The 12428-nt window shown below is 64.1% G+C and carries 15 protein-coding genes; 5 read left to right on the forward strand and 10 right to left on the reverse strand.

The window, feature by feature from the left end:
* Nucleotides 1–36 precede the first annotated feature (36 nt).
* The 5 genes from RP6297_RS13270 to RP6297_RS13290 all read left to right on the forward strand — a co-directional run bounded on the left by RP6297_RS13270 (nucleotide 37) and on the right by RP6297_RS13290 (nucleotide 6477).
* Nucleotides 37–738 (forward strand): response regulator, encoded by a 702-nt coding sequence (locus tag RP6297_RS13270; protein ID WP_009241954.1) that lies wholly within the window; start codon nucleotides 37–39, stop codon nucleotides 736–738.
* Complete coding sequence (locus RP6297_RS13275; RefSeq protein WP_009241953.1) at nucleotides 735–2264, forward strand: sensor histidine kinase; 1530 nt, start codon at nucleotides 735–737, stop codon at nucleotides 2262–2264. The genes RP6297_RS13270 and RP6297_RS13275 overlap by 4 nt, the downstream gene beginning before the upstream one ends.
* A gap of 122 nt (nucleotides 2265–2386) precedes the next feature.
* Nucleotides 2387–3493: an ABC transporter substrate-binding protein gene (locus RP6297_RS13280; protein WP_009241952.1), complete on the forward strand. Its 1107-nt coding sequence runs from the start codon at nucleotides 2387–2389 to the stop codon at nucleotides 3491–3493.
* Between the two features lie 94 nt (nucleotides 3494–3587).
* The gene (locus RP6297_RS13285; protein WP_037028138.1) at nucleotides 3588–5399 is read left to right on the forward strand and encodes an ABC transporter permease; all 1812 of its coding nucleotides are present in this window, start codon (nucleotides 3588–3590) and stop codon (nucleotides 5397–5399) included.
* Nucleotides 5392–6477, forward strand: coding sequence for an ABC transporter ATP-binding protein (locus RP6297_RS13290; RefSeq protein WP_009241950.1), 1086 nt, complete (start codon nucleotides 5392–5394; stop codon nucleotides 6475–6477). The genes RP6297_RS13285 and RP6297_RS13290 overlap by 8 nt, the downstream gene beginning before the upstream one ends.
* An 87-nt stretch (nucleotides 6478–6564) precedes the next feature.
* On the opposite strand, the gene tatC is transcribed toward RP6297_RS13290, so the two are convergent.
* From tatC to RP6297_RS13340, 10 genes are all read right to left on the reverse strand, one after another.
* Nucleotides 6565–7368: a twin-arginine translocase subunit TatC gene (tatC, locus tag RP6297_RS13295; RefSeq protein WP_009241949.1), complete on the reverse strand. Its 804-nt coding sequence runs from the start codon at nucleotides 7366–7368 to the stop codon at nucleotides 6565–6567.
* Between the two features lie 61 nt (nucleotides 7369–7429).
* The gene (tatB, locus tag RP6297_RS13300) at nucleotides 7430–7942 is read right to left on the reverse strand and encodes a Sec-independent protein translocase protein TatB (protein WP_009241948.1); all 513 of its coding nucleotides are present in this window, start codon (nucleotides 7940–7942) and stop codon (nucleotides 7430–7432) included.
* Nucleotides 7943–7962: 20 nt separating this feature from the next.
* Entirely contained in the window at nucleotides 7963–8220 is a 258-nt protein-coding gene (gene tatA / locus RP6297_RS13305) for a Sec-independent protein translocase subunit TatA (protein WP_009241947.1), read from the reverse strand.
* A gap of 62 nt (nucleotides 8221–8282) precedes the next feature.
* Entirely contained in the window at nucleotides 8283–8657 is a 375-nt protein-coding gene (locus tag RP6297_RS13310; RefSeq protein ID WP_009241946.1) for a DUF4870 family protein, read from the reverse strand.
* A 31-nt stretch (nucleotides 8658–8688) separates the two neighbouring features.
* Nucleotides 8689–9063 (reverse strand): phosphoribosyl-ATP diphosphatase, encoded by a 375-nt coding sequence (locus tag RP6297_RS13315; protein WP_009241945.1) that lies wholly within the window; start codon nucleotides 9061–9063, stop codon nucleotides 8689–8691.
* Nucleotides 9056–9478, reverse strand: coding sequence for a phosphoribosyl-AMP cyclohydrolase (gene hisI / locus RP6297_RS13320; protein ID WP_009241944.1), 423 nt, complete (start codon nucleotides 9476–9478; stop codon nucleotides 9056–9058). The genes RP6297_RS13315 and hisI overlap by 8 nt, the downstream gene beginning before the upstream one ends.
* Complete coding sequence (gene hisF, locus RP6297_RS13325) at nucleotides 9475–10251, reverse strand: imidazole glycerol phosphate synthase subunit HisF (RefSeq protein WP_009241943.1); 777 nt, start codon at nucleotides 10249–10251, stop codon at nucleotides 9475–9477. Before hisF ends, hisI begins: the two co-directional genes overlap by 4 nt.
* 47 nt (nucleotides 10252–10298) lie before the next feature.
* Nucleotides 10299–11042 (reverse strand): 1-(5-phosphoribosyl)-5-[(5-phosphoribosylamino)methylideneamino]imidazole-4-carboxamide isomerase, encoded by a 744-nt coding sequence (gene hisA / locus RP6297_RS13330; RefSeq protein ID WP_004634607.1) that lies wholly within the window; start codon nucleotides 11040–11042, stop codon nucleotides 10299–10301.
* Nucleotides 11043–11115: 73 nt separating this feature from the next.
* Nucleotides 11116–11769: an imidazole glycerol phosphate synthase subunit HisH gene (gene hisH, locus RP6297_RS13335; protein WP_009241942.1), complete on the reverse strand. Its 654-nt coding sequence runs from the start codon at nucleotides 11767–11769 to the stop codon at nucleotides 11116–11118.
* 8 nt (nucleotides 11770–11777) lie between these two features.
* Entirely contained in the window at nucleotides 11778–12401 is a 624-nt protein-coding gene (locus RP6297_RS13340) for a MarC family protein (protein WP_009241941.1), read from the reverse strand.
* Nucleotides 12402–12428: the final 27 nt, after the last annotated feature.

Consider the following 12428-nt stretch of genomic DNA (forward strand, 5'->3'; position numbering starts at 1 on the left):
TGAAAAAGTAGCCAGAACGATATTGAGAGACACCCGATGCGGATTTTGCTGGTGGAGGATGAGGAAGAATTGGCCGCATGGCTGGCGCGCGCGCTGGCGCAAAGCGGCTTCGTGATCGAGCGCGCCGCTGATGGCGTCATCGCCGAAGCCTTCCTGGGCTCCGGAGAATTTGACGCAGTGGTGCTGGACCTGCGCTTGCCGCGCAAGGATGGCTTTGCCGTGCTGGCCGACATGCGCGCGCGCGACGATCGCACGCCGGTATTGATCCTCACCGCGCAGGGCGCACTGGATGAACGCGTGCGCGGGCTCAATGCCGGCGCGGACGATTTCCTCACCAAGCCGTTCGCGTTGTCCGAGCTGGAAGCGCGCTTGATGGCGCTCATCCGCCGCAGCCGCGGCCGGGCGTTTCCGCGTCTGCGTTGCGGGCCCCTGGAGTTCGACACCGGACGCAAGGCATTCCTGCTGTCGGGCGAGCCGCTGGCGCTCACGCCGCGTGAGCACGCCGCGCTGTCCGCACTGCTGCACAAGACCGGCCAGCCGATCAGCAAGGTGCATTTGTTCGACAAGGTCTTCAACCTGGACAGCGATTCGAGCCCCGACGCGGTGGAGGTGGTCGTGCACCGCCTGCGCAAGAAGCTGGCGGGCACGGGCGTGCAGATCGTCACAGTACGGGGGCTGGGTTACCTGCTCGAAGCCGGCGATGGTGAAGCGCCCGCCGCCGGCAACAGCAGCGCATGATGCAGCGGCCCGCCTGGCTTCGGCTGCCGCGCAGCCTGAAACTCACGCTGCTCTGGTTGCTGCTGCCGGGACTGGTAGGTGTGCTGGCCATCGACATCGTCTCGGCGTACCAGGCGCTGCGTGGCGCGACTGATCGCGCGTACGATCGCGCGCTGCTCGGCTCGGTGCGCGCCATCGAGAACGGCGTGACGATCGAGCGCGGGCAGGTTCAGGTCAACGTGCCGTACGTGGCGTTGTCCATGTTCGAATCCACCGCGCAGAGCAATGTCTATTACCGCGTCGCTTTCGAGCCCTTGCCGGGCAAGGCGCCCGAAGCCGCGCTGACCGGCTACGACGATCTGCCGTTGCCCGTGACGCGGCTGGAGAACGACACCCCGCTCTTCTACGACGCGACGTACCACGACGAGCCCGTACGCGTGGCCGCCGTGGCCAAGCCGCTCTATCAACCGGGGCTGCCGGCGCGCATCGTCATTCAGGTGGCAGAAACCATCGAGACGCGGCGCGCGCTGCAGCAGGCGGTGTGGCGCGGCACGCTGCTGCGCGATGCAGCGCTGGTGGCGGTCAGCGCCGCGCTGCTGTGGCTCGGCGTAACCGTCGCGCTGCGGCCGCTCAATCGCCTGGCACGCAGCATCGGCGTACGTGCATCGGACGACCTCCGCCCGCTCGATGCCACGGACGTGCCCGCCGAAGTCCGCCCGCTGGTCGATGCGATCAACCACCACATTCATCGCTATGCCGAACTTGCGGAGGCGCAAAGCCAGTTTCTGGCCGATGCGTCGCACCAGTTGCGCACGCCGCTGGCCGTGCTGCTCACGCAAGCGGAATACGCACTGCGCGAAACCGACCCGGTGCGCGTGCGCGAAAGTCTGTCCGCCATCATCGCGCGCCTGCAGTCGACGAACCGGCTGACCACACAGCTGCTCGCCCTCGCCCGCGCCCGGCATGCGGGGCAGGATGCGCCAGCCGAAACCTTCGACCTGGGTGATTTGGCACGCGACGTGGTGGTCGATGCGCTGCCATTGGCGCGTGAAAAACAGCAGGACCTCGGGTGGGATGACGGCGGCCTCGTCATGGCGCTGCCCGTCATCGGCTATCCGGCCTTCCTGCGCGAGGCGCTCTCCAACCTCGTGCACAACGCCATCCGCTACACGCCGGCCGGCGGCCGCATCACCGTGCGGGCAGCGGCTGACGGCGATACCGCACTGGTCTGCGTGGACGACACCGGGCCTGGCATGAGCGCCGAAGAGCGCGCGCATGCGTTCCAGCGTTTTCGCCGCGCACACGAGGGCGGAAGTCGCCAGGGTAAACCCAAGGACGCGCCTAAAGATGCCCGTTATGCCGCCGAGGGCTCCGGCCTAGGACTGGCCATCGCGCGTGCCTATGCAGCGCGTAGCGGCGGGCACATCGAATTGGCCGATGGGGAGCCGAACGCGCACGGCGGCGTCGGCTTGTCGGCGCGCATCCGCGTACCGCTCGCGGGGGCAACTGCGTCCATCGAGCATGCTGCGATGCAGCAGCCGCAATGAAAGCGTCACGAAAGCGCGCGATTTCTATAATCCGCCGCACCTGGGGCCATCCGTCCGAGCTACACGCACCACGCCATAAGTAGCCGGCCCCACACCATCACAAGCAAACAGGAGACAAACCCATGCTTCGTGGCCGCTTTACGCCCGCGCACGCCGCTCTCGCTTCAATTGCCGCTGCCGCACTGACCCTCAGCACCACCGCCCTCGCACAAGTACCGGCTGGTTATCCCGCCAGCTACGCCGACACCATCGCCGCCGCCAAGAAGGAAGGCAAGGTGGTGGTCTATGCGACGACCGACACCAAGGCTGCCGATCCGCTGATCAAGGATTTCGAGTCGCTCTACCCGGGCGTGAAGGTGGAGTACAACGACATGAACAGCAGCGAGTTGTACAACCGCTTCATCAGTGAGCAGGCTGCCGGCGGCGCCTCCGCTGACATGATGTGGAACTCGTCGATGGACTCGCAGCTCAAGCTGGCGCAGACCTACGCGATGAAGTACGACTCGCCGGAAGTGCCGAACGTGCCGAAGTGGGCTGTCTACAAGGGCCTGGCCTACGGCACGACGTACGAGCCCGCCGTGTTCCTGTACAACAAGCGCCTGATCAAGGATTCGGAAGCGCCGCAAACGCACGCCGATTTCGCCAAGCTGGTCGCCAGCCAACCCGAGCGCTTCAAGAACAAGGTCACGACGTACGACATCGAGAAGTCGGCCGTGGGCTTCATGATGGCTGCGCAGGACAATCTCGATTCGCCGCAGTACTTCGACTTCGTCAAGGCAGTGGGCCCGAACCTGGTGCTGCAGTCCTCGACCGGCACGATGATGGAGCGCGTGGCCTCGGGCGAAAACCTGGTGGCGTACAACATCCTGGGCTCGTACGCGATTGCACGCGCCAAGAAGGATCCGTCGATCGGCATCGTCTATCCGAAGGACTACACGCTGGTGGTGTCGCGCGTGGCGATGATCGCCAAGAAGGCGAAGAACCCGAACGCGGCCAAGCTGTGGCTGGACTACATCCTGTCCAAGCGCGGCCAGGAAATCCTCGCCAACAAGTCGGATCTGCACTCGCTGCGGGACGACGTGACGGGCGAAGCCACCGCCGCCGGCCTGAAGAAGATTCTCGGCAACAGCATCAAGCCGATTCCGGTCGACGAATCGATCCTGGCGTTCCTGGAACCCAAGAAGCGCCTGGACTTCATCAAGCAATGGCGCACCGCCGCCGGCCGTTGATCTGAGACCTGATCCGCAGTTCACCGGCACACCTATCATCTGACCGACCTGCCGGCGCCATCCGTATCTGGCGCCGGTTCCTCCTGGAGGCACCATGCGTTCTCTAGCGCAAGACCGTGCCGCCGCTCGCCAAGCCACCCTCAAGCGCTCGCCCTGGACGCGTGTGGGACAGGCTTTGCCGCGCGGCGTGGTCATTCTGCTTACCGCGCTGGCGATTTTCACGCCGCTGGCGCTGATCTTCTACCAGAGCTTTCTGTCTGCGCCGTTCTTCATGCCCGACGCGCTGGCGGGGCTGGATGCGTATCGCTTCATCTTTACGGATTCGGACTTCTGGCACGCCTTCGAGAAATCCACCGCGCTCGCTTTCGGGCTGGCGGTGATCTCGGTACCGCTGGGCGGCATCCTGGCGTTCCTGATGGTGCGTTCGGACCTGCCGGGCCGCCGCATTCTCGAACCGCTGCTGATGATTCCGGTGTTCGTCTCGCCGATGGTGCTGGCGTTCGGCTACGTGGTGTCCGCCGGCCCGGTGGGCTTCTACACCGTGTGGTTCAAGAGCCTGTTTGGCGGTGCGCCGTGGAACGTGTATTCGTTCACCAGCATCATCATCATTGCGGGCCTGACGCACGTGCCCCACGTGTATCTGTATGTCTCGTCAGCGCTGCGCAGCCTCGGTTCGGATGTGGAAGAAGCCGCGCGTATCGCGGGGGCATCGCCGCTATCGGTGGCGCTCAACGTGAGCCTGCCGATGGTGCGCCCCGCGCTGCTTTACGCAGCCGTGCTGGTGATCTTCCTGGGCTTCGAGGTCTTCGGGCTGGTGCTCGTGTTGGGCGATCCGGAAGGCCATCTGGTGCTCGCCACGTACCTGTACAAGCTGACCAACAAGCTCGGCACGCCGGCCTATCACCTGATGGCCGCCGTGGCGGTCTGCCTGGTGATGGTGACGTTCCCGCTGGTGCTGCTGCAACGCTACATGCTGCGCTCGGCCAACCGCTTCGTCACCGTCAAGGGCAAGGTCACGCGCAGCCGCCCGCTGCCGCTGGGCTCGTGGCGCTGGCCGGCCTGGGCTGTCGTGGTGCTGTGGTTCTTCGTGACGGTGGTGGTGCCGCTGTCGGGCATCGCGCTGCGCGCCTTCGTATCGAACTGGGGTGAAGGGGTGTCGCTGGTGGAAGCGTTCTCGACCACCGCGTTCCAGCAGATCTTCGAGCAGCCGCAATTCCTGCGCGCGATGGTCAACACGGTACTGATCGGCGTGATCGGTGGCGCCATCGCCGTGGCTTGCTACACCTGCATCGGCCTGGCCATGCACCGCAAGCCGGATGGCTGGACGCGTTTCCTCGATTACAGCGTGCTGGTGCCCCGTGCCATTCCGGGTCTCCTGGCTGGCCTGGCGTTCCTGTGGGTGTTCCTGTTCGTGCCGAACTGGATCGAGACCGGCCTGACCGACAGCGGCCTGCCGTTCGCCAACTGGATCATCGAGAACGTTGTGCCGAGCCTGCGCGACCTGCGCAGCACGATCTTCAGCGTGTGGATCGCCTACACGGTCGTGTGGCTGGCCTATGGCCTGCGGCTGATCTCGGCTGCGCTGCTACAAGTCGGTCCGGAACTGGAAGAGGCGGCACGCTCGGTCGGCGCCACCCGCGCCCGCACCACGCGCGACGTGACGGTACCGCTCACGCGCTACGGCCTGCTCGGCGCGTGGCTGCTGATCTTCCTGATTTTCGAGCGCGAGTACTCGACCGGTGTGTATCTGCTGTCGCCGGGCACCGAGACGATCGGCTCGATGCTGGTTTCCCTGTGGGCGGGCGGCGCCATCGATATCGTTGCCGCGCTGTCCTTCGTCAATATCGTGCTGGTGGCCGTCGGCCTCGGCATCGCACTGCGTTTCGGAGTGAAGCTCCATGATTGAACTCACTGTCAACGACCTGCACCTGCAATACGGCAACAACCCGGTTCTCAAGGGTGTCTCGATGCAGCTGCACAAGGGCGAGGTCGTCTCGCTGCTGGGCCCATCCGGTTCGGGCAAGACCACGCTGCTGCGTGCTGTCGCCGGCCTCGAGCAAGCGAGCCAGGGCACTGTCCAGATCGGCGATCGCGTCATGTTCGACGGCGCCAAGAAACTCGACGTGCCGGCCGAAGGGCGCAACCTGGGCCTGGTGTTCCAGTCGTACGCGCTGTGGCCGCACAAGACCGTGGCGGAGAACGTCGCCTACCCGCTCAAGCTGCGCAAGACGCCCGCCTCGCAGATCAAGGAACGCGTACAAGCCGTGCTGCAGCAACTGGGCCTCGGCCATCTGGGCGAGCGTTTCCCGAGCCAGCTCTCCGGCGGCCAACAGCAGCGTGTGGCGATCGCCCGCGCGCTGGTCTACAACCCGCCCGTGATCCTGCTCGACGAGCCACTCTCGAACCTCGACGCCAAGCTGCGCGAAGAAGCACGTGCGTTCCTGCGCGAGCTGATCGTCCGCCTGGGCCTGTCGGCCCTGATGGTCACGCACGACCAGAGCGAAGCGATGGCCATGTCCGATCGCATCCTGCTGCTCAACAACGGCGTGATCGAACAGCAAGGCACGCCCGAAGAAATGTACGGCGCGCCGCAGACGCTCTTCACCGCCGAGTTCATGGGCAGCAACAACCGTGTCAACGGCAAGATCGCGGAAGTGCGTGATGGCATGGCCCGCCTGGTAGACGAAACGGGAGGTTGGTCGCTATGGGGCGTGGCGCGCGGTGATCTGAAGCCGGGTGCTTCAGCACACGGCGTGATCCGGCTCGAACAGGTTCGGGTGGGCATCGACAACGCCGACAACACCATCCACCTGCCGCTCGCCACGCGCATGTACCTGGGAGACCGGTGGGAATGCCTCTTCCGCGCCACCGACGACAGCGGCGCGACGGGCACAGGCCTGCGCGCCTACTCCGCCAGCGCGCCCAGCGACGGCAAGTACGCGCTGACCTTCCCGCGCGAACAGTTCTGGCTGTACGCCGCTTGAAGCAACAGCAGTAACCGCCGATTCATCGGCAACAAAAAAAAGGCAGCCTCGGCTGCCTTTTTCTTTGGCTGATACTGGACCGGTCGGTCAGTCCTTCACCACCGGCAGGTGCTCCGGATTGTTTTCCGGTGCCGTGGTGTTACGGATGAAGATGGCCGCCAAGATCAGCCCCAGCTCATACAGCAGCCACAGCGGCACCGCCAGCAGCAACTGCGACATCACGTCCGGCGGCGTCACAACAGCGGCGATCACGAAGGCGCCGACCACCACGTACGGCCGCGCCTGCCGCAGCTTCTCCAGGCTCACGATGCCAAAGCGCACCAGCACCATCACCACCACCGGCACTTCGAAGGTGATGCCGAAGGCAAGGAACGTCGTCATGGCGAAGCTCAGGTACTTGTCGATGTCGGTGGACATCTCGGCACCCAGCGGCGCGTTGTAGTGCGCCATCACCTTGAACACCGTCGGGAAGACCAGGAAATATGCAAACGCCACGCCGCACAGGAACAGCACATAAGTGCTCACCACCAGCGGCATGATCATCCGCTTTTCGTGCGTGTACAGCCCCGGCGCTACAAAACGCCAGATTTGATATAGCACCCAAGGCAGTGCGATGAGGAAGGCAGCCAGCAGCGTTACCTTCATCGGCACGAAGAACGAGCCGGTGACGTCCGTCACGATCATGTGACCGTTCTTGGGCAACGCCTGGATCAGCGGCCGCGAGAACAGGTTGAAAATATCCGGCGCCCAGTAGACCAGGCCCAGAAAAATCAGCAGCACGCCGGCACCCGCCTTGACGATGCGCTCACGCAGCTCGACCAGGTGCGAAATGAAGGTTTCCTGCGCGCCGTCCTCGGGCGACTCTTGCGGATCGAGCGGAGCGGCACTCATGTCGGGTGGAAAAGAGAGAAGTCAGGACACGGCACCGCAGACACGGCTCGCGCCAGGAAGATCATTCGAAGAAGGAACGCGCACGCGACTGTGCGGCAACGATGGGCGGACGATGGCGCTTGACGCGTGCCGCACCCGATTGCGCCCACATGCGCACGCCCTGCTTCTGGCGGTACCACTTGGGCATCGAGAGCTGCTTGTTGCGCCAGCTGTTACGGCCGTTGCGCGACTTGCCCGGCGCGGGGCGCCAGTCGGGCGCGGAGGTCGACGTCTGGGCCGGGTCACCCAGCGCCTCGTTCAGGCGCTCGTTGATCTCCGTCGTGTGTTTGCTGACCTCCTGGTGGATGGTCTGCTCCACATTGCGCGCGGCCTGCTCGAAGTCGGTGCGCATCTTGCGCAGTTCCTCGAGCTCGATTTCGCGGCTGACCTCGGCCTTCACATCGGCAATGTAGCGCTGTGCGCGGCCAAGCAAGGCGCCAGCGGTACGCGCCACCTTGGGCAGACGCTCGGGCCCGATGACGACGAGCGCCACCATGCCAATGAGCGCCAGCTTGGAAATGCCGAGATCGATCATCGGTCAGCGGGCGTCTGTATTCAGCCTTGCTTGGACTTGTCGCGCGCTTCGACGTCGATCGTCGTCGAATCGTGCAGCTCGCGCGGCGGCTGGCCGGCGGTCTGTTGTGGTTGTTGCGAACCGGCCGGCTTGTCTTCCTGCCCTTCGCGCATGCCGTCCTTGAAGCCCTTCACCGCGCTGCCCAGATCCGAACCGATGTTGCGCAGCTTCTTCGTGCCGAACACCATCATGATGATCACCAGCACGATCAGCCAGTGCCAAATGCTAAAGGAACCCATGTCCTACTCCCACGTAAATACGGCTGGCGGTGCCGCAACGATGGCGGCGCCATTGGTTGAGTTTACGGATTTGCGTACATCGGCTTGCTGTCATTCAGATACAGCCAACCTTTCACAATACGATACAGCATCCAGATGCCCAGAGCCCACAGCACGGCAAAGCCGATGAAGGCGACGGGAATGAGCAGCACGCCGACAACACCCCAGAGTACGCACCACCAGAACGAACGGATCTGCCAGCGGAAGTGCGACTCATACAGCGTGCCGCGCACATCGTCACGCTTAACATAGCCGACGATGATGGCAATCAATGCAGTGATACCGCCGGTCAGCCAAAAAATGGCGTAGAGCGCATACAAAATATGCGTGAGACGACGCAGCCCGGCTAGGCGCTCCGCGTCGTCCGTCACCACCACTGCCGCTGCGTATTTGTCCACGCTGCCTCCCTGCGACGATTCGCCACCGTAGTCAGTCACCCGCCGCGTCGCGCGCCTGGGACTTGCGCAGTGCCTTCTCTTCGAGACCCGAAAGCCCCTCTCTGCGGGCCAGTTCGCTCACCACGTCATCCGGCGTGAGGTCGAAGTGCGATAGCAGCACCATGGTGTGGAACCACAGGTCGGCTACTTCGTAGACGACTTTGCTGCGCGCCTCGGCGGTCATGCCCGCGGCCCGGGCATCCTTGGCGGCCATCACGGTCTCGGTGGCCTCTTCGCCGATCTTTTTTAGGATGGCATCGTCGCCCTTGTTGAACAGGCGCGCGATGTAGCTCTTTTCCGGGTCGCCGCCGTTGGCGAGCTTGCGGGATTCGAGCACCTCGCCCAGGCGGCGCAGGGTGTCACTCATGATTGTGGCCGGGCTTGCCGGCGTAAATGTCGTCGGGGTTCTTGAGCACCGGCTCGACGGTGTGCCAATCGCCGTCTTCCACATTGCCTTCGAACTTCTGGAAAAAGCACGCGTGGCGGCCAGTATGGCAGGCGATACCGCCAATTTGTGTGACGCGAAGCAAGACGACGTCTTCATCGCAGTCGAGGCGGATTTCGTGCACCTTCTGGATGTGGCCGGACTCCTCGCCCTTGTGCCACAGGCGCTTGCGCGAGCGCGACCAGAACACGGCCTCGCCGCTTTCAACCGTCTTCTGCAGCGCCTCGCGGTTCATGAACGCGAACATCAGGACGTCATTGCTGCCCTGCTCCTGCACGATCACCGGCACCAGGCCGTTGTCGTCCCAGTGGACCTTGTTCAGCCACTTCTTGCTCATGATCCGATCCGTACTGGAATGGCTTGCTCTGCCATGAATTGCTTGGCCTGGCCAACGGTGTATTCGCCGTAGTGGAAGATGCTGGCGGCCAGCACCGCATCGGCGTGACCTCGCTGAATGCCGTCAGCCAGATGCTGCAGGTTGCCCACGCCGCCCGAGGCGATGACCGGAACCGGCACTGCGTCCGACACGGCGCGCGTGAGTTCCAGGTCGAAGCCGGCCTTGGTGCCGTCCCGGTCCATGCTGGTGAGCAGGATTTCGCCGGCGCCGCGCTGCGCCATTTCGCGCGCCCATGCCACGGCGTCCAGGCCCGTGCCCTTGCGGCCGCCGTGCGTGAAGACTTCCCAGCGCGGCGCTTCGCCTTCGGCCGACACCTTCTTGGCGTCGATAGCCACGACGATGCACTGCGCGCCATGGCGGGCACTGGCGTCCGACACGAGCTGCGGATTCGCCACCGCCGAGGAGTTCATGCTGATCTTGTCCGCACCGGCATTGAGCAGCCGTCGCACATCTTCCAGCGCACGCACACCGCCGCCCACCGTCAGCGGAATGAACACCTGCGACGCCACCGCTTCAATGATGCCCAGCATCAGGTCGCGCCCGTCGGACGTGGCCGTGATGTCGAGGAAGGTGATTTCGTCGGCGCCCTGCTCGTCGTAGCGGCGTGCGATTTCTACGGGGTCGCCGGCGTCGCGCAATTCGACAAAGTTGACGCCCTTGACCACCCGGCCGTTGGTCACGTCCAGGCAGGGGATGATTCGTTTGGCTAGCATGATGGGTCGGACGCCGGAGCGCCCGTTGTGCACGGCTGGATCAACGATCAGGCCGCGCCGAGTTTGTCCGCGAGGGCTTGCGCTTCCTTGAAGTTCAGGTCGCCCGAATAGATGGCGCGGCCGCAGATCACGCCTTCCACGCCATGCTCTTCGACCGCGCACAGGTGGTCGATGTCCTTCAGGTTCGACAGGCCGCCGCTGGCAATGACAGGAATCTTCACCGACTGCGCCAGCTTGACGGTGGCATCGATGTTGATGCCCTGCAGCATGCCGTCGCGGCCGATGTCGGTGTAGATGATGCCTTCGACGCCGTAATCCTCGTACTTCTTGGCGAGGTCAACGACTTCATGGCCGGAGAGCTTGCTCCAGCCGTCGGTCGCCACCTTGCCGTCCTTGGCATCGAGCCCGACGATGATATGGCCGCCGAATGCCGTGCATGCGTCCCGCAGAAAGCCCGGGTCCTTGACCGCCGCCGTGCCGATGATCACGTACGACAAGCCGTCGTCGAGCCAGCGCTCGATGGTGCCCAGATCGCGGATGCCGCCGCCGAGTTGCACGGGGATCTCGTCGCCCACCTCGGCGAGGATGGCCTTGACGGCCGCCTCGTTACGCGGCTTGCCCGCGAAAGCGCCATTCAGGTCGACGAGGTGCAAGCGGCGCGCACCCTGCTCGACCCAATGCCGCGCCATGGCAGCGGGGTCTTCCGAGAATACGGTGGCTTGATCCATATCGCCTTGTTTGAGGCGCACACACTGACCGTCCTTCAGGTCGATGGCCGGGATGAGCAGCATAGTCGTAACGACAAAGTTGAGGGGGTGAGGTTAAACGGGCAAAAGGGATTCGGTTGCGACTGTGAGCCCGAGTTCACGGGTTCCAGTGCACGAAGTTCCGGTAGATCTGCAGACCGGCTTGCGCACTTTTTTCCGGGTGAAACTGTGTTGCAAAAATATTATCCCGGGCGATGGCGGAGGTAAACCGCACGCCGTATTCGGTCTCTCCGACCGATTCGTCGGCATTCGCGAGCCGCGCGTAGTAGCTGTGCACGAAATAGAAGTAGCTCTGGTCCGGCACACCTTCCCAAAGGGCGTGGGCACGACTCTGGTGCACGCGGTTCCAGCCCATCTGGGGCACTTTGTACCGCGAACCGTCCGGCTGCAACTTGCCGTCCAGATCAAAGCGGACCACATCGCCCTTGATGAGGCCCAGCCCTTCGGTGTATTGCTGCCCGGGGCGCGCCTCGGTGCTGCGCTCCAGCAGCATCTGCTCGCCGACGCATACGCCGAGCATCGGCTTGCTGCGCGATGCCTCGAGCACAGCGTCGCGCAGGCCGGACTGGTCGAACGCGGCCATGCAGTCGGGCATGGCGCCTTGCCCTGGCAGGACGACGCGGTCGGCGGCGCGGATTTCATCCGCTTGCGCACTGATGCGCACATCGGCCTCCGGAGCAACGGCCATCAGGGCTTGCGCCACCGAGCGCAGATTGCCCATGCCGTAATCGACGATTGCGATCTTAGTCATGACTCAATTTAGGCCCGAAGTACGGGCAACAGGGTTTTCAACCCATCAACGATGAATTCCACGGCCAGCGCCGCCAGGATCAGGCCCATCAAACGCGTACCGACGTTGATGCCGGTGCGCCCGATCACACGGGCGATCGGCTCGGCCGCGCGCAACACGATCCAGACCACGGCTGCGATCGCCACACCGACACCCGCCAGGAGAAGCAGGTCCCACCAGTGCTTGGTCTTACCGGCATAGACGATGACCGTGCTGATCGAGCCTGGGCCCGTGAGTAGCGGAATCGCCAGCGGCACGACCGCAATGCTGGCCTTGGCGCCGGCCTCGTCCTCTTCCTCGGGCGTGGCCTTGGTGCGGCTGGTCTGCGCATTGAGCATGTTCAACGCGATCATGATCATGATGATCCCGCCACCGACCTGCAGCGAACCCACCGAAAACCCGAAAAAGCTGATGATCTGCTCGCCCAGCAACGCCGACAGGCCGATCACGATCGCCACCGAAATCGATGCCACCTTGATGGTGCGGCGCTTCTCCTCATCCGTCTGGCTCTCGGTCAGGCTGATGAAGAACGGGATCGCCCCGATCGGGTTGATCAGCGCGAGCAGCGAGAAAAAGCTTTTGGTCAGATCCATCGGATCGGCGGCCGGTTTGGAGTCGGA

Source organism: Ralstonia pickettii (genome assembly GCF_016466415.2).
Lineage (GTDB): Bacteria > Pseudomonadota > Gammaproteobacteria > Burkholderiales > Burkholderiaceae > Ralstonia > Ralstonia pickettii.